We start from the raw sequence: 21328 nt of genomic DNA on the forward strand, positions 1-21328 counted from the left end.
CCATGATTGAAGCGCCGCTTCCCGCTAAGCCGCGATGAACCATAAAAAAGCGTTGTTAGTGCTTGCCAGGGCGTTGGGCCTGGTTTTGCATTATCGGCGTCCGGCCTTTCTTTTACTTTAGAGCCCGCCCCGCGTTTTGCGGTACTATTGCGCCCCTATGCGCGCACCAAAGCTGGGGAGAGCTATGAGAGAGTCCGTCGCGGAATTAATGAACCGGTTTACCCTGGAACGGTTGGAGGACAACCTGTTTCGCGGTCAGACCGAGGCCAATGGCCAGCGCAGTATTTTCGGTGGCCTGGTGGCTGGACAGGCCTTGCTGGCGGCGTCTCTGACGGTGTCGGAGGAGCGGCCGGCCCATTCCCTGCATGCCTACTTCTTGCGCCCCGGGGATATCCGGGTGCCGGTGATCTACGATGTGGACCGGATCCGCGACGGTAAGAGCTTCACCACCCGCCGGGTCAACGCGATCCAGCATGGCCGGCCGATTTTCAGTCTGTCCGCGTCGTTTCAGGTGGAGGAAGAGGGCGGCCGCCACCAGGACACCATGCCGGACGTGCCGACGCCGGACAGCCTGGAAAGCGATGAGAGCGCCCGCATGCGTGTGGTGGAGCAGATTCCCGAGCAATTCCGGGGCGCGTTCCTGCGCGAGCGGCCGGTGGAATTCCGTCCGGTGACCCCCAAGGACCTGTTCGCGCCGGAAAGCCGGGAGCCGCTCAAGCGATTCTGGTTCCGGGTCAGCGACAGGATCACCGCCGATCGTATGACCCAGCGGGCGCTGCTCGCCTATTGTTCTGACTTCGGTTTCATGGGCACGGCCATGCAGCCCCATGGCATGACCTTCTGGCAGAGTGACATCCAGTGCGCCAGCATCGACCACGCCATGTGGTTTTACGATGATTTCCAGGTGGACGAATGGTTGCTTTATGACTGCCAGAGTCCCGGCGCCGCCGGTGCCCGGGGGCTGACCTTCGGCGCCATCTACCGCCAGGACGGTACTCTGGTGGCCTCGGTGGCCCAGGAAGGGCTGATGCGGCTGCGGCCCAGCGCCAAGCCGGTGTGAAAGGACGCGCGTGCACGCTAACACGCCGTCACGCTAACACGCTTTGAAAACACCCGGTCATCCCGGGGTTGCTCTGAATTCATACCCCCAAGGCCCGCAAGCGGGCCTTGGATTTGGCGTGCCAGCGTGTTGCGTGTAAGCGTGCCAGCGAATTGTGGGACACCAATGGTCCACGGACCGCGATTCTTCTGATCCAAGGAGAGGGCCAATGCCTCCGCATTGGGTGGATATGCGCCCCCATAGGCGCTATTATGCGCGCCCCCAGGAACCCAATTGAGAGGGGCTCATCCGTGAACAAACTGGAAGACCACTTCGGACGATGGAAAAACCGTGAGGAAATCGCCGAGGCGATGATTCCGATGATCGGTCGGCTGTACCGGGAAAAGAACGTGACCACCACGGTCTATAGTCGCTCCCTGGTGAACAAGTCCGTTATCCAGATTCTCAAGACCCACCGTTTTGTTAAGCAGATTGAAGACGGCCTGTCCGACAGCGGTCTGTCCGTGGTGGATTCGTTCCCCATTCTCCAGGAAGCGGTCAAGCTGGACCTGGGCCCCTGCCGTCTGGACATCGGCAAGCTGGCGGTTGAGTACAAAAATGACAATCGCGGCCTGTCGGTGGAAGACTTCGTCCGCGAAGCGCTCACCGAAGCGGTGGAAAGCAAAGCTGAACTGGCTGGCAGCACCGATGTGGTGTTGTACGGTTTTGGCCGTATCGGCCGTATTCTGGCTCGTCTGCTGATCGAGAAAGCCGGTTCCGGTGATGGCCTGCGTCTGAAGGCCATCGTGGTGCGTGAGTCCGGCAAGGGCGACCTGCAGAAGCGCGCCAGCCTGCTGCGCCGTGATTCCGTGCACGGCCCGTTCGCCGGCACCATCGCCGTGGACGAGGAGGACAACGCTCTCATCGCCAACGGTAACTACATCAAGGTGATCTACTCCAACGATCCGGCGTCCGTGGACTATACCCAGTACGGTATCGAAAACGCCGTCTTGATCGACAACACCGGTAAATGGCGTGACCAGGAAGGCCTGTCCCAGCATTTGCAATGTCCGGGTATTGCCCGTGTGATGCTGACCGCGCCGGGCAAGGGCAGCCTCAAGAACATCGTGCACGGCGTCAACAACGACATGATCGAGGACAGCGACAAGATCATCTCCGCCGCCAGCTGCACCACCAACGCCATCGTGCCGCCGTTGAAGGCCATCGAGGACAAGTTCGGCATCGAATACGGTCACGTGGAAACGGTGCACTCCTACACCAACGACCAGAACCTGCTGGATAACTTCCACAAAGGGCCTCGTCGTGGCCGCGCCGCGCCGCTGAACATGGTGTTGACCGAAACCGGTGCCGCCACCGCCGCCGCCAAGGCGCTGCCGTCCCTGAACGGCAAGCTGACCGGCAACTCCATCCGCGTTCCTACTCCGAACGTGTCCATGGCGATCCTGAATCTGACCCTGGAGAAGGAAACCAGCCTGGAGGAGATGAACGAGTACCTGCGCTGGGTGAGCCTGCACTCTCCGTTGCAGCGTCAGGTGGACTTTGTCAGCAGCCCGGACGCGGTATCCACCGACTTCGTCGGTTCCCGTCATGCCTCCGTCATCGATGCCGGGGCCACCATCGTCAACGGCCGCCACTGCGTGCTGTACGTATGGTATGACAACGAGTTCGGCTACAGCTGCCAGGTGCTGCGGATCCTGCAGCAGATCTCCGGGGTGGAATACCCGGTGTATCCGGCGGAATAAGTCAGGCACGGAAAGCCCGCTTTAGCGGGCTTTTTTTCGTCCGTTCCCGAAATTCGCCGGTATCGGCGTAAAACGGGGCGGGGAAGCGATCGGGAAGCGATACGGGACCATCGGAGGGGCTCGCCTCTCTGGCATACTTTTCATGTGGTCATTATAATGTCGCGCGCCGGCCGACGGGCCGGGCCCTTGAATCCTCATTCACGGGTGATCCTGACGCTATTACCGGTTATTGCGCGAATTCCCCCATCCGCTGCCTGTGCAGCGCTTCCGAGGAAGGCGCAGCCCGACATCAGCAACACGCAACGTGGGCGAGACACTATGATCAAAATCAAGAAGGGACTGGACCTGCCCATCGCCGGCGCGCCGCGCCAGGCGATAGAGGAAGGCCACCAGGTCCGTTCTGTCGCCGTGCTCGGCGGCGACTACGTGGGCATGAAACCCACTATGGAAGTCCGCGAAGGGGACCAAGTCAAGAAAGGTCAGTTGATCTTCACGGACAAAAAAACCGACGGCGTGAAATACACCGCGCCGGCCGGAGGCAAGGTGGTCGCCATCAATCGGGGCCACAAGCGGGTCCTGCAGTCCGTGGTCATCGAAGTGGCCGACCAGGAAGAAGAGGTGACCTTCACCGCTTACCAGCCGGATCAACTGCCTTCCCTGGACCGTGAAGCCGTGGTGACTCAGTTGGTCGACTCCGGTGAATGGACTCTGTTGCGTACCCGCCCCTTTGGCAAGGTGCCGGCACCGGAGAGCGTGCCGAATTCCATTTTCGTCACCGCCATCGACACCAATCCGTTGTGTCAGGATCCGTCAGTGGTGATCCAGGAGAACGAGCAGAGCTTCCGCCACGGCCTGACCGTGCTGTCTCGTCTCACCGAAGGGCCGGTGTGGGTGTGCAAGGCGGCTCAGTCCAAGCTGCCGTCCTTCGCCCAGGGCCAGATCCGCGAAGAGAGCTTCGCTGGCAAGCACCCGGCCGGTAATGCCGGGACTCATATTCATTTCCTTGATCCGGTCGGCCTGAACAAACGGGTGTGGACCGTGGGCTATCAGGAAGTGATCGCTATCGGCAAACTGTTCACCGAAGGCCGCATCAGCAGCGAGCGGGTGGTGGCTCTGGCGGGCCCGCAGGTGAAAACGCCGCGCCTGTTGCGCACCCGCGTTGGTGCGCAGAGCGAGGATTTCTGCCGTGGCGAAACCAAGGATGGCGAAAACCGGGTGATCTCTGGTTCCGTGCTCAATGGTCACCACGCCCGTGGCCCGGTGGCGTACCTGGGCCGGCTGTGCAATCAGGTGACCGTGCTTCGTGAAGGGAATGAGCGCGAGCTGCTGGGTTACATCTCTCCAGGCGCCAACCGCTTCTCGGTGATGAATATCTACCTCTCCAGGCTGATGCCCGGCAAGCGTTTCAACTTCACCACCACCACCAACGGCAGTGAGCGCGCCATGGTGCCGATCGGCGCCTACGAGGAAGTGATGCCGCTGGATATTCTGCCGACCCAGCTGTTGCGCGCGCTGGTGGTGGGGGATACCGACAGCGCCACCGCCCTGGGCGCGCTGGAACTGGTGGAAGAGGACCTGGCCCTGTGTACTTTCGTATGCCCCGGCAAATACGAGTATGGCCCGATCCTCCGCGACAACCTGACCACCATTGAAGTGGAGAGCTGATATGGGTCTGCGGAATTACCTTGATACCAAAATCGCCCCCCACTTCCACGAGGGTGGCAAGCTGCAAAAGTACTACGTCTTCTACGAGATGTTCGACACCATGCTGTACAGCCCGGACTCGGTGACCCGGTCCGCGGCCCACGTACGTGATGGTATTGATCTGAAGCGCATCATGATGACGGTCTGGTTCGCCACCTTCCCGGCGATCCTGTTCGGCCTGTACAACACCGGCTTCCAGGCCAACCTGCAAATCACCGAGTTCGGTTTCGACCCGATCCCGGGCTGGCGCACCGAGCTGGTGGCGGCGCTCACCGGCTTCAGCCAGGAGAACTTCTGGGCCAACATGGTCCACGGCCTGGTCTACTATGTGCCGATTCTGATCGCCGTATACCTGACCGGTTTCTTCTGGGAAGCCCTGTTCGCCTGGAAACGCGGCCATGAAGTGAACGAGGGCTTCTTCGTCACTGGTATCCTGTTCACCCTGATCCTGCCGCCGGCGATTCCGCTCTGGCAGGTGGTGCTGGGTGTCTCCTTCGGCGTGGTGATCGGCAAGGAAGTGTTCGGCGGTACCGGCAAGAACTTCCTCAACCCGGCGCTGGTGGGCCGGGCGTTCCTGTACTTCGCCTATCCGGCGCAAATGTCCGGTGACGCCATCTGGACCGCGGTGGACAACTTCTCCGGCGCCACGCCACTGTCGCTGGCGGCCAGCGGCAATCTGGACTTTTCCGCCGGCCTCGCCCAGAACGCCCTGATCGGCGCGGATGGCGGCCAGAGCCTGAGCTGGATGAACACCTTCCTGGGCGGTATCCAGGGCAGCATCGGTGAGACCTCCCTGATCGCCATCGCTCTGGGCGCGATCTTCCTGTTGTTCACCAAGATCGCCTCCTGGCGGATCATGCTGGGCGTGCTGCTGGGCATGGCGGCGATGAGCACCGTGTTCAACCTGATCGGCAGCGACACCAACCCGATGTTCGCCATGCCTTGGTACTGGCACCTGACCGTGGGCGGTCTGGCCTTTGGTCTGGTGTTCATGGCCACCGACCCGGTGTCCGCCGCCATGACCAATACCGGCAAGCTGATCTTTGGCATTGTCATCGGTGTGATGACGGTGTTGATCCGGGTGGTCAACCCGGCCTTCCCGGAAGGCATCATGTTGGCGATCCTGTTCGGCAACCTGTGCGCGCCGTTGATTGATTATTTCGTTACCCAGGCGAACGTGCGTCGTCGTCTGCGTCGGACCGGGGGAGTCGCGTAATGGCTGGAAAAAGCGAAAGTGTAGGCAGAACGCTGCTGGTCGCCCTGCTGGTCTGTCTGGTGTGCGCGGTGGTGGTGTCCACCGCCGCCGTGTCACTGCGACCGGTACAGCAGAAAAACCAGGTACTCGACCGCCAGGTGAACATTCTCCAGGCCGCGGGTCTGTATCAGCCGGGTATGGACGTGCAGAAGGCGTTCGATACCATCGAACGCAAATTCGTTGACCTGGAAACCGGTGAGTACGTGGACAAACCGGAATCCTATGACCCGCTGAAAGCGGCCAAGGATCCGGCGGAAAGCGAGCGTCTGAGCGCTGATCAGGACATCGCCAGCATCAAGCGTCAGGAAAAGGTGTCCGAGGTGTATCTGGCACGGGATGATAACGGCAACCTGAGCCGTATTATTCTGCCGGTGCGTGGTTACGGTCTGTGGTCCACGCTGTACGGCTTCCTGGCTCTGGAGGCGGATGCCGAGACGGTATCCGGCCTGGGCTTCTATCAGCACGGTGAAACCCCGGGCCTTGGCGGTGAGGTGGACAACCCGGCCTGGAAGGGTCTGTGGCCGGGCAAAAAACTGCATGACGACAGCGGTGACGTGGCCATTCAGGTGGTCAAGGGCACTGTCGATTCCGGTGCCGCCGGAGCCGAACACAAGGTGGACGGCCTGGCCGGTGCCACCCTGACCAGTAAAGGTGTCAACAATCTGGTGCGTTTCTGGGTCGGGGAAGACGGGTTCGGTCCGTATCTGGATCGCATGAAAGGGGCTGATGACGGCGCCGGTTCCGCCGCCGTCGAGGCCGACAACGGAGGAGAAGCGTAATGGCGGAGAAAACGAAGGACATCCTGTTTGGTCCGATTTTCGACAATAACCCCATCGCGCTGCAGATCCTGGGTATCTGCTCCGCCCTGGCGGTAACCAGTAATCTGAACACCACGCTGACCATGTGTATCGCACTGACGGCGGTGACGGCGTTCTCCAACTTTTTCGTCAGCTGTATCCGTAACCAGATTCCGGGCAGCATCCGCATGATCGTGCAGATGACCATCATTGCCTCGCTGGTGATCGTGGTGGACCAGTTCCTGCGCGCCTACGCTTACAGCATTTCCAAGCAGCTGTCGGTGTTCGTGGGTCTGATCATCACCAACTGTATCGTGATGGGCCGGGTGGAAGCGTTCGCCATGAAGAATCCGCCGATTCCGTCCTTCCTCGACGGTGTTGGTAACGGCCTGGGTTACTCCGTGATCCTGCTGGGGCTGGGTTTCACCCGTGAGCTGTTGGGTTCTGGCAGCCTGTTCGGCTACCAGATTCTGGAGCGCACCGTGGACGGCGGTTGGTATAACACCAACGGCCTGATGCTGTTGCCGCCGAGCGCCTTCTTCCTGATTGGTCTGTTCATCTGGGCGATTCGTGCCTGGAAACCGGAGCAGGTGGAAGAGGACGTCTTCAAAATGAAGCCGCACACCCGCACCAGCGACGCGTTCTGACGGAGAAGCCGCATGTTTGAACATTATCTGAGTCTGTTCGTCCGCGCTGTCTTCGTCGAGAACATGGCGCTGGCCTTCTTCCTGGGGATGTGCACTTTCATCGCTATCTCCAAGAAGATCTCCACCGCGATCGGCCTGGGCATCGCCGTGGTCGTGGTGTTGACCATCACCGTGCCGGTGAACAACCTGATCCTGCATTACCTGCTCAACGAAGGGGCGTTGTCCTGGACCGGCATTCCCGCGCTGGCCACTCTGGACCTGCGTTTCCTGGGGCTGCTCAGCTATATCGGTGTGATCGCGGCAATCGTGCAGATCCTGGAAATGACCCTGGATAAGTATGTGCCGGCGCTTTACAACGCTCTGGGTGTATTCCTGCCGCTGATCACGGTGAACTGCGCCATCATGGGGGCCTCCCTGTTCATGGTGGAACGTGACTACGCTTTCGGTGAGTCCCTGGTGTACGGTCTTGGCGCCGGTGCCGGTTGGGCGCTGGCGATCACGTTGCTGGCGGGAATCCGGGAAAAGCTGAAGTACAGCGATGTGCCCGATGGTCTGAAGGGTCTGGGCATTACCTTCATCACCGTGGGTCTGATGTCCCTGGGGTTCATGTCGTTCTCCGGCGTGCAGCTTTAAGGGAAAGGGGAGAGCCAGACTATGAGTTTTGAGATCATTCTTGGCGTCGCCATGTTCACCGCCATTGTATTGGCGCTGGTGGCGGTGATTCTGGTGGCGCGCTCCCGGCTGGTGGCCAGCGGGGACGTGCACATCGATATCAACGGCGATCCGGAGAAGGGCATTGATGCGCCCGCCGGCGGCAAGCTGTTGGGCACCCTGGCCAACCAGGGTATCTTCCTGTCCTCCGCCTGCGGCGGCGGCGGTACCTGTGCCCAGTGCAAGTGCCAGGTCCTCGATGGCGGCGGTGACATCCTGCCCACCGAGGAAGGCCACTTCACCAAGGGGCAGATCCGCGACGGCTGGCGCCTGAGCTGTCAGGTGAACGTCAAGCAGGACATGAAGATCAAGGTGCCGGAAGAGTTCTTCGGCGTGAAGAAGTGGGAGTGCGAGGTCATCTCCAACGACAACGTCGCCACCTTCATCAAGGAATTGACACTGAAACTGCCGGAAGGCGAGGAAGTGGCGTTCCGTGCCGGTGGCTATGTGCAGTTGGAAGCACCGCCGTTCGAGGTGAATTTCTCCGATTTCGAAATCGGCGAGGAGTATCGCGGCGACTGGGAGCACTTCAAGTTCTTCGACCTGAAGACCAAGAACACCGAAGAGGTGATCCGCGCCTACTCCATGGCCAACTATCCGGAAGAGAAGGGCATTCTCAAGTTCAACATCCGGATCGCCACGCCGCCTCCGGGCTCCTCTGGCATCCAGCCGGGCCTGATGAGCTCCTATGTGTTCAGCCTGAAGCCGGGTGACAAGATCACCGTGTTCGGACCCTTCGGTGAGTTCTTCGCCAAGGAAACCGACGCGGAGATGGTGTTCATCGGTGGTGGCGCGGGCATGGCGCCGATGCGCAGCCATATCTTTGACCAGCTCAAGCGGTTGCATTCCAAGCGCAAGATGAGCTTCTGGTACGGCGCGCGCAGTTGGCGTGAAACGTTCTACAACGATGAGTACGATCAACTCGCCGAGGAGAACGACAACTTCCAATGGCACCTGGCGCTGTCCGATCCGCAGCCGGAAGACAACTGGACCGGCCTCACCGGTTTCATCCACAACGTGCTGTACGAGCAGTATCTGAAGGATCACCCGGCGCCGGAGGACTGCGAATACTACATGTGCGGTCCGCCGATGATGAACGCCGCGGTCATCAAGATGCTGGAAGATCTGGGCGTGGAGCCCGAGAACATCCTGCTCGATGACTTTGGTGGGTAAATCATGGACGGGTAAATCATGACCGATATGCCAGTGGCATATCGCAGCATGGTTTACGACCGGCCAGGGAAGGCCGGGCCGGGGGTTGGCGAAACTCCCGACGTCGCGCCAGGGATGGCGAATCCGAGTCCGGTGGCATCCACCACCGATATGCCAGTGGCATATCGCAGCATGATTTACGACCGGCCAGGGAAGGCCGGGCCGGGGGCAATTCGCGGGCACGCTTGCACGCCCAGGGCCATTCGCGGCTAAAGCCGCTCCCGCGGGCTTCGACGTTCCTGTAGGAGCCAGCCCTGCTGGCAAGATGATAGCCCGGCTGGCCGCCGGGCTTCGTTTACCGATACTGCGTACTGGCGTTTGGGCCCTGTCCCCGGAGCAGCCATGACATCCCGTCTCTTTCTGATTCCCTTCACGCTGTTGCTGCTGTTTGTGCTGAGCGCCTGCGACGACGCTCAACAGCGGCTTTCGGCATTGTCCGGACCGACCATGGGCACCACCTGGTCGGTGAAGTTCACCGGCTCTCCCCGTGACGGCATTCCCAAACTCAAAACCGAGCTGGAAGCGGCCCTGGAACAAGTGAACCAGGAGATGAGCACCTACCGGCCGGATTCAGACCTGTCTCGCTTCAATCAGGCGGAGGCGGGAACCGTTCAGACCCTGCCGGAGGATTTCGCCAAGGTGTTGGCGGCGGCACGGAGCCTGTCCAGGGATACTAACGGCGCCTACGACGTTACGGTGGGCCCGCTGGTGAATCTGTGGGGCTTCGGGCCGGATCCGGACCGCTTCGAACCGCCGGCGGAGGAGGAGGTTCAGGCCGCGCTCAAGCGAATCGGCTGGCAACGGCTGACGCTCCAGGGCCGGGAGGCCACTCAGCCCGGCGGGTTGTATGTGGACCTGTCCTCCATCGCCAAGGGCTTCGGCGTGGACAAGCTGGCAGGGGTGCTTAAAGGCGCCGGCATCAGCAACTATCTGGTGGAAGTTGGCGGCGAACTGGCGGCATCCGGCACCAAGCCCTACGGTCAGCCCTGGCGTGTGGCCATTGAACGCCCGGAAGTGGGCAAGCGGGAAGTGGAGAAAGTGCTTAAACTGCACGATGTCGCCATTGCCACCAGTGGCGACTACCGCAATTTTTTTGAGGAGGACGGCAAGCTGTTCTCCCACACCATCGACCCCCGTACCGGTTACCCGGTTACTCATCATCTGGCATCGGTTACCGTGCTGCACAAGTCCTGTATGATGGCGGATGCTCTGGCCACCGCGCTGACCGTGCTGGGGCCGGAAGAGGGCGTGGCCTTCGCCCGCGAGCATGAACTGCCGGTGCTGTTCATTGTCAGAACCCATGAGGGGCCGAAAGAAATTCTGACCCCGGCTTTCCAGACCGTTCTGGACAGCCAGAAACAGGAGAAGTGATATGTTTGCCACTCTGATTGCCACCTTTGTCGTTATTGGCATCCTGTTCGCCGCCATGGCCGTTGGCGTGATCTTCTCCAACAAGCCGATCAAGGGCTCCTGTGGCGGCCTGGCGACGCTGGGCATGAAGGACGGCTGCGAAATCTGCGGCGGCGACCGCGACGCCTGCGAGGAAAACACCCGCCAGGAAAGCGCCAAACGAGCCGGAACACTGGGCAAGGACGTGCTGAAAACCTAAAGACAAAGCAGTTAAGAGTTAATAGTGAATAGTTAACAGCGAAAGAAATAGAAAAGATCGCGGAACAGCCTGATCTTTAGCCGCTGTGGGAAGCTTGCTTGCAAGCGAATGGTTTCGCTCAGGCGTTTAACAATATTCGCTTGCAAGCAAGCTTCCCACAGTGATTTAGGGTTACCTGTTTTTTGTTTTTCGCTGTTAACTATTCACTATTAACTCTTAACTGCTTTTACTATGACTGCGGTGCGCAGCCGAGACTGCCCAAAACGGGCCATTTTGTCGAAGCCGTCGCGGGCGATGGGGATGTACTGGCAGTCCAGGGGAATCTGATCCTCCGCCGGGTCCGGATCGTGGATGTAGAAGCATTCCCGGTCGCCGCCGGCCACCACCACCCAGTGGGGCGCCTTGCGCCCGTCCAGCCGCCAGGTGCTGATCAGCACCATGGCGACCTCGCCGTTTTCCAGCGCCTGATCCAGCCGCTCACTGCTCAGTTCCGCGTAGTACACCGGGATGGCCCGCGCCTGTGCCTGTTCGACGAAGTGATCGTGGACGGTTTCCATCACTCTTTTCTTATGCGGGTCGCGGACCGAATCAAGAAACAGAGGGCCACGCTGGTTGCACCACACCTCGGCGGCGAGCCCGCGACGGTGCGCGGCCAGGGCCAGGCCGAGCGGATGGCAGCCGCCGTGGCCCGCGGTCATGAAGATGGTGGTGGCTTCGCGCCAGAGCAGCAGTTCCTCGCTGTCACTGGGCGGTTCGCCCTGTAGCGCCGCGCGGGCCATCATCAGGCAGGCGGGGCCGCAGGAGAAGTCGGTGCTCTGCCGGATCCAGGGCACCGCCAGCCGTTCGCCGCCGTCCGGCCGATAATGCAGCCGCTTCTGGAAACGCAGAGCGTGCTGGTGGTCCTCGTAGTAGTCGGCGGTTTCGCCAAACAGACGATAACCGCGCCGCTCATACAGACGAATGGCGGCGGCGTTGTCCTTGCGGACTTCCAGGCGCAGGTAAAGCCGGCGGTGGCGGTGCGCGTAGTGTTCGGCGGCGTCGAGTAACTGCTCGCCAAGCCCTTTGCCGCGCTGGCTGGCGTCCACCGCGATGGAGTAGAGGCGCGCCAGGCGGGTGCCGTTGTACAGCATTACCAGGGCGTAACCGACCAGACCGTGCTCTTCTTCCTCCGCCACGATCAGGCCGCAAGGGCTCTGCCGCAGCCAATGGCGGAAACTGCGGCGGGATAACCGATCGCTGCTGAAACAGCGCTGTTCCAGGGCGCACAGAGCGTCCAGATCATCGGCGTGGGCGGTGCGTAATGCCATGTTAGCGGGTGCTCGTCAGCGGCCGCGGAAGGCGGCCACGACGGCAGCATAAGACAGCCGAAACAGTGACGCCAGCGGATGACGCTGAGGCACGCCATAGGCATACTGAGGCGCTTCAAGGAGAACGATTCATGGCATCACCAACGCCCCCGGTGCGGGGGTTGATCTTGTCCGGTGGCGGCGCTCGAGCCGCCTATCAGGTGGGCGTATTGCGGGCGATGGCGGAAATGCTGCCGGCGCAATCACCCAATCCGTTTCCGATCATTTGCGGCACCTCGGCCGGCGCCATCAACGCCGCCGGTCTGGCCGCCGGTGCTCACAACTACGCCACCGCGGTGCACAGCCTGGACCGGGTGTGGTCCAACATGACCGCCGAGCAGGTTTACCGCACCGATATTTTCGCTTTCACCAGCAGCCTGCTGCGCTGGATGTTTTCCGCCGCCACCGGCGGCCAGGCCAAGACCCGCAGCGCCTTGCTCGACAACACGCCACTGAAACGACTGCTGCGCTTGCTGATCAACTTCCAGCGCATCGGCGACAGCGTGAACAAGGGCCATCTGCGGGCGTTGTCGATCACCGCGTCCAGTTACGCCACTGGCGAATCGGTATCGTTTTTCCAGGGCGCCGATGACCTGCGGGAATGGACCCGGGCCCGCCGCCTCGGGCGCCGCTCCGTGATCGGCGTGCAGCACATGCTGGCGTCGGCGGCGATTCCGTTGCTGTTTCCGGCGGAGCAGGTGGACGGTAGTTTTTACGGTGATGGCGCGGTGCGCCAATTGGCTCCGGTGAGCCCGGCGCTGCATCTGGGGGCCAATCGCCTGCTGGTGATCGGCGTGTCCGGCGGCAACAGTCCGGGCCAGCAGCAGGCACTCAGCGGTTATCCGTCCCTGGCCCAGGTGCTTGGCCATGTGTTGAACAGCGTGTTCGTCGATACCCTGGAAGGGGACGTCGAGCGCCTTGAACGCATTAACAACACCCTGACCGCCACTGACGCCGGCCAGCGGCGCCAGCGTGGCATTCAGCTGCGGCCCGTGGATGTCCTTAAGATTTATCCTTCCGAGCCCATCGACGAGATAGCCGGCCGGCACTCGCGCGAATTGCCACGCACGTTGCGGTTCTTCTTGCGCGGTTCCGGCGCCACCCGTTCACCGGGCGCCGGCGCGCTCAGCTATTTGCTGTTCGAGCCCGGTTTTACCCGTGAGCTGATCGAACTGGGGTATCGGGACGCGACGGCCAGGGAGCAGGAAATCCGCGACTTCTTCAAGGATCCCTGAGGCTCGGCTCCAATTCAGCCTGGGCGGCGGGGGCCGCCACCTGGCGCTGATCCTTGCCGCGAAAGTGGGCCAGAAAGCTGGTGGGGAAGTCGGTGATGATACCGTCCACCCCCAGCCGGGCCAGCCGTTCCGCTTCATTGAGATCGTTGACGGTCCAGGTGGAGACCTTGAGTCCGCGCCGGCGGGCACTGCGCATCAGCCGCGGCGAGACCAGGCTGTGATGGGGCATCAACCAGCGGCAGCCGAGCGCGGCCGCGCGACGGGTGGGCTGTTGGTAGCGGTATTCACTGACATAGCCGCGATCAAGATGCGGAGCCATGGTGGCCACCATGCGCAGGAAGCCGGTATGACTGGAGGTGATTACAACCCGCTCCCGCAGGCCGTCCTGATCGATCATATGCGTCAGTTGATGAGCCAACTGGTGCAGGATGGCACGGTCGGCACCCTTCACCTCGAACTGAAAGCGCATGGCCGGGCCGCATAGGGCCACTACTTCATTCAAGGAAGGCACCGCTACCGGACTGTGCCAGCCGGGTGTGTTGACGCGGGCGTCCATCAGATTGAGCTGGGCCAGGGTGAAATGCCGGGCGTGGCCCTTCTGGCCGGTGGTGCGCTTCAGGTCGCTGTCGTGCAGAACGATCAGATGACCGTCGGCGGAAAGGCGCACATCCAGCTCGATTTCTCCGGCCCCTGCCGCCACCGCCACCTGAAAGCCCGCCAGTGTATTTTCCGGCGCTTCGCCACGGGCTCCGCGGTGGCCGACGATGGTGGGGAAGGGCTGAGACATGGCTGGCATCCTGTACGGTCTGGGCAAAAAATTGCCGGGAGCAATTTTTAACGTTGCTGTGCGACGGCCCGAAGGGTGACCGCCACGGACGGCGGTCATAAAAAATTGCCGGGAGCAATTTTTAACGTCGCCCCGCGACGGCCCGAAGGGTGACCGCCATGGACGGCGGTCATAAAAAATTGCCGGCTGCCACTAGTGTCCCACAGATGTGGAACAGGCGGCTTACGCGCGACACGCTGTATTCGCCGCCAAGGCAGCTTCCCACAGAGGACGCTACGGAGCCGCTGTGGGAAGCTGCCTTGGCAGCGAATACAGCGCGATTTCATATCTCCAAGACCAATAGACTGGCCACGGCCATGGATTCCGCGGTCAAACCTCAGAACCATCAAAATTTGTGGGACAGCAATGGCCGGGAGCAATAAAAAAGCTGGCGGCATTGTGCAGCGCTCCGGGGAACGCCGCAAGCGGCGCCGTGGGGTTGCAAAACGTCATAAAACGGTCATTCTTTAACCCTAGGATCACCGCGAACAGCGTGAATCGGGAAACCTCCAATGTGGCATGTGGCCAAACTGTACGGGCGGTTGTTCCTGAAATCCTGGAACCCGGATTATCAGGGCAAGGTGGGTGGTTGGTCGCCTCGACGGCTGCTGATCATGGCACTGTTCTGGCCCGCTTTCGTCCTGCTGCAAACGGTTAACGGTCTGGCCATGTTGCTGGATCGGGTGCTGTTCCCACGCTTCTCCGACATCGCCGTGCGCGAGCCATTGTTCGTGGTGGGCATTCCGCGCAGCGGCACGACTTTCCTGCATCGCCTGCTGGCGGGTGACCACCAGCGTTTCACCACCACCTCCCTGTGGGAGCTGATTTTCGCGCCTTCCATCAGCCAGCGTTACCTGTTCCACGGCATCGGCCGTCTTGATCGCCGGCTTGGCCAGCCGCTGGGACGGCTGCTGGCCTGGCTGGAACGGCGGCTGCTTGGTGGTCTGGATGATATTCACAAGACCGGGCTGCGTGATCCGGAGGAGGATTATCTGGCGTTGCTGCCGGTGCTGGGGTGTTTTCTGCTGGTGCTGGTGGTGCCGGATGAGCGCCTGTGGCGCCTGACGTTCGCCGACCGCGACCTGCCGGCGGCGGAGAAACGCCGGATCATGTCGGCCTACCGCCGGTTCGTGCAGCGACACCTTTATTTTCATGGCGCGGATCGGGTGTTCCTGTCCAAGAACCCTTCGTTCACGCCCTGGATCGAGGCACTGGCGGAGACGTTCCCGGACGCCCGTTTTATCGGTTGCCTGCGTAACCCCACTCAGTCGGTGCCCTCACAGATCAACTCCATCATCGTTGGAGCCCGCCTGGTCGACGGCCGTGACACCGCCGCCTATTGGCGCGAGGGCTTCATGGCGATGCTCGACTATTACTACCGCCACCTGCTCGAGAGTCTCGAGGCGTTGCCGTCATCGCGCCAGGCGCTGTCGGTGATGGAAACGCTCGCCGCCGATCCGCGGGGCACGGTGGAAGCATTTTATCGGCGTTTTGACTGGACGCCTTCGCCGGAGTATCAACGCTACCTCGCCGCCGAGTCAGAGAGCGCCCGGCGCTATCGCAGTGGCCATCATTACGATGCCCGCCAACTGGGGCTGGAGGCGGAGCCGTTGCGGCGCACCTTCGGCTGGGTCTATCAGCGTTTTTCGTTTCCGCTGCCGGAAGGAGAGAGTGGATGAAACCGGGTTGTCACAAAAGCGACATCGGCTCTTACCATACTGTGCCCGCGAACACGCATCGCCCTGGTATCATCATCGTGATCTGCCAGCGCGATGCGTATTCACGAGGCAAAGTCCCATGGTGAAACAAAGCGATTTACGCGTGCTGTTCGTCGTCGACGCCATGAAAGGCCGCAATGGGGTCGGCGCCTATTTTCAGGATCTGGTGGCGCATTTGCAGGACCGGGTGGCGCGGGTGGAGCTGGTCTCTCCCAGCCTCGAGGAGCCGCACCCCTGCCAGGGGGCGTCCATCCCCATTCCCGGCGATGCCACCCAGCGACTGTTCTTCCCCAAGATGCGCGAACTGACCGCGCTGATGTGGGAGATGAAACCCCATGTGGTGGTGATTCCCGGTCCCGGGATCTTTTCCCTGGGAGCCTACTGGGCCGCCGGCAAACTGGGTATCCCCGTCTGTGTCACCTTTCAGACCGATTACGACAAGCTGGTGCGGCTTTATTGGGGGTCGCGCCTGGCGCGTCTGGCCGGCGGCTTTCTGAACTGGTTGAACCGGACACTGTTCCGGGGCAGCAGCGCGGTGGTGACCATCAGCGAGGACATGCTGGGCAAGGCGCGGCAGGCCGGCGCCCGTCACCCGCAACTGGTGGGTACGCCGCTGGCGCCGGAATTCGTGCACACGCCGGTGACGCCGCTGGCGGACACGGTGTCCTCGGTGTTGTATGTGGGCCGGCTGGCGGCGGAGAAGAACATTGACCGCTTCCTGGAGCTGGCCGCCGAGCGCCCGGAACTGACCTTTACCGTGGCCGGTGACGGCCCACAGCGGGACAAAGTGGAAGCCGCCGCCGAACGCTATCCGAACCTGCGCTATCTGGGCTGGTGTGATCGCGCCACCGTGGTGCGGGCATTGGACCAGGCCCAGGTGCTGATCCTGCCTTCCACGGTGGAAGCGTTCGGCACCGTGGCACTGGAAGCTCTGGCCCGGGAGCGCCTGGTGATCACGGCGCCGGCCTGCGGCATCAACCAATGGCCGGCACTGGGGGCGGCGCTGGTGGTGCAGGGGCGCGAGCAGAGTCTGGCGCGGGCGTTGGCGGAGCTGGAATCGAAAAGCGCCAGCAGCCGCGCACTGCGTGCCCGCAGCGGCCGTTCCGCCGCGGTGCTGATGAACGAACAGGCGGTGGGCCACTGGCTGCGCGTCCTGGAACAGTGCGCCGGCCAGGCCAACTCGTTGCCGAAGCCGTGGCCGTCGCCGACCCTGGCGCTGTTGCGGCGGCTGTCCACTCAGGTCCGGGTGGGGTGATGGCTCCGGTTCTGGTTTCGGTGCATGACGTGATGCCGGAAACCCGCGCCACGGTGTCGTCGCTGCTGGCCGTTCTGGACGGGCTGCCGGCGGAGGCGGTGACCCTGCTGGTGGTGCCCGGCCGGGACTGGAGCGAGGACGATCTGTGCTGGCTGCGTGATCTGGCGGGGCGCGGCTATCCACTGGCGGGCCATGGCTGGCGCCACCGCTGCGATCCGCCACGCAGTGTTTATCACCGCGCGCACAGTGCCTTGCTGTCGCGTGATGTGGCGGAGCATTTGTCCCTGGATGGTGAGGGTGTGGCCGCCCTGATCCGGGACTGCCATGACTGGTTTGAGCGGCACCGGATTCCAGTTGGTGATCTGTACGTGCCGCCGGCTTGGGCGCTCGGTCCGTTGCCCCGGGCGAGCAGGGCGGATTTGCCGTTCCGCTACATCGAGACGCTCACCGGTATCCATGATCTGCGCGAGGATCGTTTCCGGTTGTTGCCGCTGTTGGGGTATGAAGCGGATACCCCCGGCCGTGCCCGCGTGTTGCGTTTGTGCAATGCGGTTAATCGCGGCCTCGCCGCTGTCACCGGTACGCCGTTGCGGTTGTCCATTCACCCGTTTGATCTGGAATACCATCTGCGCGGCGACCTGCTCGCCGACATCGCCAGGGTCGAGCGGCCGTTGGCCTACGACGCCTCGGTCTGGTCACGCTGAGGCCCCAGGCGTCTTCTGTTTGCTGTTGGTTCGTTTCCCTGCATCGGGGACAGCGGAGGCGCGTTACGCTTTTGCGGGACCCTGTCGAACAGGGACGTTCGACCGGAAGCCTACAGGGACGTATTCACGGCGATCCCGGAAGGCCTCTGTACAGAGCCGCGTCTCGATGGAGGTAATTATCTCCGTTATTTGGCGATGAACCTTACATTTTCACAACACAGTTACCGGTTGCGATAACCCTGCTGTCATCGAAGCAACATGGGGCGCGCTTAAAGTGCCGCGGGTTCAAACCTGGAACCATGGTGCCTCACAAGGCAAGGAGTAAGCGGCGGTGGAACAAGGTAGCGGGATCAATCAATGGCTTGGCCTGGGGCTGTTGCTACTGGCGCTGGCCAGTTGCGGAGGCGGGGGTGGCTCGGGGGGCGTGGATTCGCCGGGCGATGGCGGTGGTGATCCCGGCACGCCTCCGGGACAGGGAGATCCGGATCCCGAACCTGAACCCGAACCCGAGCCGGAACCGGAACCCGTTTATTTCGACCCGGAATGGTCCGACGAGCCGTTGCCCGCGGCGTCCTTGAACGCCCCCCGGGGGCAGTGGCTGGCCACCGATACCCACGTTCATACCGATCATTCCTCGGATGGCTCCATGTGGCGGCAGGCCAGTGATGACGCCTTGCCCGGCAACGTGGCGGTGGCCGATCAAATCGGCCAGGCAGTGCGCCAGGAGCTGGATTTCCTGGCGCTCACCGACCATCGTACCTATGACCAGCACTGGGATCCGTTATGGACCTCCAGCGATCTGCTGTTGATTCCCGGAGAGGAAGCCAATGGCCGCCCCCATGCCAACATTCTCGGCGCCGTGGATACTGTCCTGGATGGCATGGACGGCGCTGAAAGCGCCGAGCACCGGCCTACCCAGCAGAGCCTTTGGGACGCCCACGGCCAGGGCGCGGTGTGGCAGTCGAACCACCCGGATCGGGACTGGAGCGATGACAACGGCACACCCAACGATCACGCCAGCCTGATTGGCGGTGACCTGATCGAGGTCTGGAACATCGCCCAGGACAAGGACGCCCAACTGGCCTACGCCGAGAGTCGCTGGAATCTGGGTATGGAAACCGGCGTCACCGCCAGTTCCGACAACCATTTTCGCGAACTGTGGCTGGGGTTCGGCCCGGGTACGGTGAAAACCCATGTGTTTGCTCCGGTGGTTACCGAGCGGGGGATTCTCGGGGCACTCCGGCGCGGCCACACGGTGCTGAGCCAGGGGGGGGCTCTGGCGCCGTTTCTGACGCTGGAAGCGGATGCCCAGGGTGACGGTGTCTTCGAGGCGTTACCCGGTGACGCGGTGGTGGCGCCGGCGGGGCAGCCGGTGACGCTGAGGCTACGGGTGCGACGGGGGTTGGCGCACCGATTGCGGCTGTACGCGGCACCGGGCAGGGACGCCGGTGCGCTGGCCACCTTCCGGCCTGCCTCCTCCGATGACACCTTCGTGACCACGGTGAACCGGCCCGAGGGCGATGCGCCTTACTGGGTTTACGCCGAGGTTACGGATTTGTTCGGGATACGCAAGGCGCTGACTTCCCCGCTGTTCCTGAGAGCCGCCGCCGAGGGGCCGTCACCTCGGGGCGAACGGGCGGTGCCGGCGTCCCGGGACTGGGACGATAACGGCGCCCTGGCGTTGGGCCGCAGAGGCGTGTTCACCGGCTTCGCCGATGTGGCCGAAACGGCCGACGGCGTGCCGCTGGTGGTGGCTGAACAACACGGTGCCGAAGGCACCGACATCCTGTTCCGGCGTGGCGATCAGGCTGACCCGGTGGTGCTCAACGCGTTGGCGGGCGCCGCGCGCTTCCCGCGCATCGCCACCGGAGGCGGCCGGGTATGGGTGGTCTGGCAGGATGAGCGTCGCGGGCAACAGCCCCGTCGGCCACAGATCATTTTGCGCGGTTCCGCCGACGGTGGTTTGACATGGGAGCCGGAGGTGCACTTGAGCGATGGTGAGGCGAGGGCGATCCGGCCGGCTCTGGCGGTGCTGGGCGACGGCCGCCCGGTGGTGGCATGGAGCGACAATAGCCGGCGCTGCTTCGATCTGATGATACGGGTTGGTGTCGACGCCACCACGGAATCTCTCAGCGGCGAAAAAAGCTGCGACGGCGGCCATGCGCTGGACACGCGCAGTACTCGTGATCCCGCCTCCGTGCACCCGGCGTTGACGGTGCTGGCGGACGATACCGTGGTGGTGGTGTTCCAGGACAACCGCTTCGACGTCAATCCGGGCTGGACCGGACAGACCGGGTTTCATGATGGCTTGGAAGGGCTTGACCGCACCGATCCGGACAACTGGGAGATCGTCGCCCGCAGCCGGGAGCCGCGAACCGGCGTCTGGTCGCCGCTGGTCCGGGTCTCCAATAACGGCAGCCCGGACGATGCGTTCATCGAGACCGCGCTGGCGGATCGCCACCCAAGTCTGATCGCCGACGGCGACGGCCGACTGGTCGCCGCCTGGGATGCCAAGGTCTTGCGTAGCGCCGGAGTCAACAGCGCGATTCTCGCCAGCGTTTCCAAGGATGGGGGGCTGAGCTGGTCGGAGCCGGTACCGGTGGGGGCCAATGATCAGGCCATGAGCCAGCGGCCGACACTGTCGGTGCGCGGCGACGGTGGTGTCCAGGCGATCTGGATGGACAGCCGGGACAGTGACTGGCGTCATCGTTTGTGGGGCAGCACCTGGCACGAGGAGACCGGCTGGAGCGCGGCGCGGAGACTGTCCGGTAAAGGTAACGCGGTCTGGCCCCGGGCGATGGGCGATCAAGTGGTGTTCGCATCGGACCGGGGCGCCCTGGCGCAGCGGGATCCTACCTGGCGGGTATTCCATCGCGTCACCGACAGCGTGGTGGGCGAGACGCCGTCGCTGCTGAGCGGAACCCGGAGCGTCACCACCGACACCCTGGCGAGCTGGCGGCAGCGCTGGCTGGACCGGGCCCGGGCGATGCCCTCGCCGGAAACGCGGGATCATGATCATCCCCATCCGCACTGAGGGGGAAAATAAGTCGTCGGGAGCCATTGGTGCTCGCTGGTACGCAACGCGGCAACGCGGCAACACGCAGGCGGGCTAACAAGCCATTCGCGGCTAAGGCCGCTCCCGCAGACGGGACTTCGAGGCCACCTCTGAAGTCATGTGATCAAAACCCGCAAGCAGGCTCGGACTTTAGCGTGCCAGCGTGTTGCGTGTAAGCGTGCCAGCAACGGCCCGGTCGTAAAAAAGCCCACCGCGAAGCGATGGGCCAGAGCCCCCGATTGGCGTCAGGCAGAGAAAACGACAGCGCTTTGGGAGAAGGGTAAAGAAAAGGATGAGTCGGGTTCGTGGGCACGCGTGGAGGTGGTGGCGCCGAGCAGGTAGATCAGCGCGGATGCCAGCAGCAGTTTGTAAAGCAAACGGTCAGTCATGGTATGAACCTCCCTGTGAGGCCTCCTTCTGGGGGGCCGGTAATGGGCTGCGCATGGGGGCAT

Annotated in this window: 18 protein-coding genes; 15 read left to right on the forward strand and 3 right to left on the reverse strand. The window is 62.5% G+C overall.

The window, feature by feature from the left end:
- Positions 1-184: 184 nt before the first annotated feature.
- The 10 genes from tesB to nqrM all read left to right on the forward strand — a co-directional run bounded on the left by tesB (position 185) and on the right by nqrM (position 10737).
- A complete protein-coding gene (gene tesB, locus E0L37_RS14790; RefSeq protein WP_133492488.1) occupies positions 185-1060 on the forward strand; it encodes an acyl-CoA thioesterase II in 876 nt (291 codons plus the stop codon).
- A gap of 290 nt (positions 1061-1350) precedes the next feature.
- Positions 1351-2802 carry a glyceraldehyde-3-phosphate dehydrogenase gene (locus tag E0L37_RS14795; RefSeq protein WP_133492489.1) on the forward strand — a complete coding sequence of 484 codons (1452 nt, stop codon included), beginning with the start codon at positions 1351-1353 and terminating at the stop codon, positions 2800-2802.
- Between the two features lie 318 nt (positions 2803-3120).
- The gene (locus E0L37_RS14800; protein ID WP_133492490.1) at positions 3121-4467 is read left to right on the forward strand and encodes a Na(+)-translocating NADH-quinone reductase subunit A; all 1347 of its coding nucleotides are present in this window, start codon (positions 3121-3123) and stop codon (positions 4465-4467) included.
- A gap of 1 nt (position 4468) precedes the next feature.
- Positions 4469-5722, forward strand: coding sequence for an NADH:ubiquinone reductase (Na(+)-transporting) subunit B (locus E0L37_RS14805; RefSeq protein WP_133492491.1), 1254 nt, complete (start codon positions 4469-4471; stop codon positions 5720-5722).
- Positions 5722-6540 carry a Na(+)-translocating NADH-quinone reductase subunit C gene (locus tag E0L37_RS14810; protein ID WP_133492492.1) on the forward strand — a complete coding sequence of 273 codons (819 nt, stop codon included), beginning with the start codon at positions 5722-5724 and terminating at the stop codon, positions 6538-6540. The genes E0L37_RS14805 and E0L37_RS14810 overlap by 1 nt, the downstream gene beginning before the upstream one ends.
- Complete coding sequence (locus E0L37_RS14815; protein WP_014994190.1) at positions 6540-7205, forward strand: NADH:ubiquinone reductase (Na(+)-transporting) subunit D; 666 nt, start codon at positions 6540-6542, stop codon at positions 7203-7205. Before E0L37_RS14810 ends, E0L37_RS14815 begins: the two co-directional genes overlap by 1 nt.
- 12 nt (positions 7206-7217) lie before the next feature.
- Positions 7218-7838: an NADH:ubiquinone reductase (Na(+)-transporting) subunit E gene (gene nqrE, locus E0L37_RS14820; RefSeq protein ID WP_133492493.1), complete on the forward strand. Its 621-nt coding sequence runs from the start codon at positions 7218-7220 to the stop codon at positions 7836-7838.
- Between the two features lie 21 nt (positions 7839-7859).
- Complete coding sequence (gene nqrF / locus E0L37_RS14825) at positions 7860-9089, forward strand: NADH:ubiquinone reductase (Na(+)-transporting) subunit F (protein ID WP_133492494.1); 1230 nt, start codon at positions 7860-7862, stop codon at positions 9087-9089.
- A 381-nt stretch (positions 9090-9470) separates the two neighbouring features.
- Complete coding sequence (locus E0L37_RS14830; RefSeq protein WP_133492495.1) at positions 9471-10499, forward strand: FAD:protein FMN transferase; 1029 nt, start codon at positions 9471-9473, stop codon at positions 10497-10499.
- Between the two features lies 1 nt (position 10500).
- Entirely contained in the window at positions 10501-10737 is a 237-nt protein-coding gene (nqrM, locus tag E0L37_RS14835) for a (Na+)-NQR maturation NqrM (RefSeq protein ID WP_133492496.1), read from the forward strand.
- A gap of 209 nt (positions 10738-10946) precedes the next feature.
- Here the strand turns inward: nqrM and E0L37_RS14840 are convergent, their stop codons facing one another.
- Complete coding sequence (locus tag E0L37_RS14840; RefSeq protein ID WP_133492497.1) at positions 10947-12044, reverse strand: GNAT family N-acetyltransferase/peptidase C39 family protein; 1098 nt, start codon at positions 12042-12044, stop codon at positions 10947-10949.
- A 131-nt stretch (positions 12045-12175) separates the two neighbouring features.
- On the opposite strand from E0L37_RS14840, the gene E0L37_RS14845 reads away from it, so the two are divergent.
- Positions 12176-13318, forward strand: a complete 1143-nt coding sequence (locus E0L37_RS14845; protein WP_133492498.1) for a patatin-like phospholipase family protein — start codon at positions 12176-12178, stop codon at positions 13316-13318.
- On the opposite strand, the gene E0L37_RS14850 is transcribed toward E0L37_RS14845, so the two are convergent.
- The gene (locus tag E0L37_RS14850; protein ID WP_133492499.1) at positions 13305-14105 is read right to left on the reverse strand and encodes a glycerophosphodiester phosphodiesterase; all 801 of its coding nucleotides are present in this window, start codon (positions 14103-14105) and stop codon (positions 13305-13307) included. The genes E0L37_RS14845 and E0L37_RS14850 overlap by 14 nt on opposite strands.
- Before the next feature lie 551 nt (positions 14106-14656).
- Here E0L37_RS14850 and E0L37_RS14855 point away from each other — a divergent pair.
- The 4 genes from E0L37_RS14855 (at position 14657) to E0L37_RS14870 (ending at position 20855) form a co-directional block, all read left to right on the forward strand.
- On the forward strand, positions 14657-15823 hold the full coding sequence (locus E0L37_RS14855) for a sulfotransferase (RefSeq protein ID WP_133492500.1): 1167 nt from the start codon (positions 14657-14659) through the stop codon (positions 15821-15823).
- A 118-nt stretch (positions 15824-15941) separates the two neighbouring features.
- Entirely contained in the window at positions 15942-17117 is a 1176-nt protein-coding gene (locus E0L37_RS14860) for a glycosyltransferase (RefSeq protein ID WP_205655628.1), read from the forward strand.
- Entirely contained in the window at positions 17117-17821 is a 705-nt protein-coding gene (locus tag E0L37_RS14865) for a polysaccharide deacetylase family protein (protein ID WP_133492501.1), read from the forward strand. Before E0L37_RS14860 ends, E0L37_RS14865 begins: the two co-directional genes overlap by 1 nt.
- 331 nt (positions 17822-18152) lie before the next feature.
- A complete protein-coding gene (locus E0L37_RS14870; protein ID WP_133492502.1) occupies positions 18153-20855 on the forward strand; it encodes a CehA/McbA family metallohydrolase in 2703 nt (900 codons plus the stop codon).
- A 266-nt stretch (positions 20856-21121) separates the two neighbouring features.
- On the opposite strand, the gene E0L37_RS21540 is transcribed toward E0L37_RS14870, so the two are convergent.
- On the reverse strand, positions 21122-21265 hold the full coding sequence (locus E0L37_RS21540) for a hypothetical protein (protein WP_159660869.1): 144 nt from the start codon (positions 21263-21265) through the stop codon (positions 21122-21124).
- Between the last annotated feature and the right edge of the window lie 63 nt (positions 21266-21328).

Origin of the sequence: Alcanivorax sp. 24, assembly GCF_004360225.1 — a bacterium.
Taxonomy (GTDB): Bacteria; Pseudomonadota; Gammaproteobacteria; order Pseudomonadales; family Alcanivoracaceae; genus Alloalcanivorax; species Alloalcanivorax xiamenensis.

Bases quoted from the DNA above. Each gene is read 5' to 3' on its own strand.
- tesB (WP_133492488.1), top strand. From the start codon at position 185: ATGAGAGAGTCCGTCGCGGAATTAATGAACCGGTTTACCCTGGAACGG.
- E0L37_RS14800 (WP_133492490.1), top strand. From the start codon at position 3,121: ATGATCAAAATCAAGAAGGGACTGGACCTGCCCATCGCCGGCGCGCCG.
- E0L37_RS14805 (WP_133492491.1), top strand. From the start codon at position 4,469: ATGGGTCTGCGGAATTACCTTGATACCAAAATCGCCCCCCACTTCCAC.
- E0L37_RS14810 (WP_133492492.1), top strand. From the start codon at position 5,722: ATGGCTGGAAAAAGCGAAAGTGTAGGCAGAACGCTGCTGGTCGCCCTG.
- E0L37_RS14815 (WP_014994190.1), top strand. From the start codon at position 6,540: ATGGCGGAGAAAACGAAGGACATCCTGTTTGGTCCGATTTTCGACAAT.
- nqrE (WP_133492493.1), top strand. From the start codon at position 7,218: ATGTTTGAACATTATCTGAGTCTGTTCGTCCGCGCTGTCTTCGTCGAG.
- nqrF (WP_133492494.1), top strand. From the start codon at position 7,860: ATGAGTTTTGAGATCATTCTTGGCGTCGCCATGTTCACCGCCATTGTA.
- E0L37_RS14830 (WP_133492495.1), top strand. From the start codon at position 9,471: ATGACATCCCGTCTCTTTCTGATTCCCTTCACGCTGTTGCTGCTGTTT.
- nqrM (WP_133492496.1), top strand. From the start codon at position 10,501: ATGTTTGCCACTCTGATTGCCACCTTTGTCGTTATTGGCATCCTGTTC.
- E0L37_RS14840 (WP_133492497.1), bottom strand. From the start codon at position 12,044: ATGGCATTACGCACCGCCCACGCCGATGATCTGGACGCTCTGTGCGCC.
- E0L37_RS14845 (WP_133492498.1), top strand. From the start codon at position 12,176: ATGGCATCACCAACGCCCCCGGTGCGGGGGTTGATCTTGTCCGGTGGC.
- E0L37_RS14850 (WP_133492499.1), bottom strand. From the start codon at position 14,105: ATGTCTCAGCCCTTCCCCACCATCGTCGGCCACCGCGGAGCCCGTGGC.
- E0L37_RS14855 (WP_133492500.1), top strand. From the start codon at position 14,657: ATGTGGCATGTGGCCAAACTGTACGGGCGGTTGTTCCTGAAATCCTGG.
- E0L37_RS14860 (WP_205655628.1), top strand. From the start codon at position 15,942: ATGGTGAAACAAAGCGATTTACGCGTGCTGTTCGTCGTCGACGCCATG.
- E0L37_RS14865 (WP_133492501.1), top strand. From the start codon at position 17,117: ATGGCTCCGGTTCTGGTTTCGGTGCATGACGTGATGCCGGAAACCCGC.
- E0L37_RS21540 (WP_159660869.1), bottom strand. From the start codon at position 21,265: ATGACTGACCGTTTGCTTTACAAACTGCTGCTGGCATCCGCGCTGATC.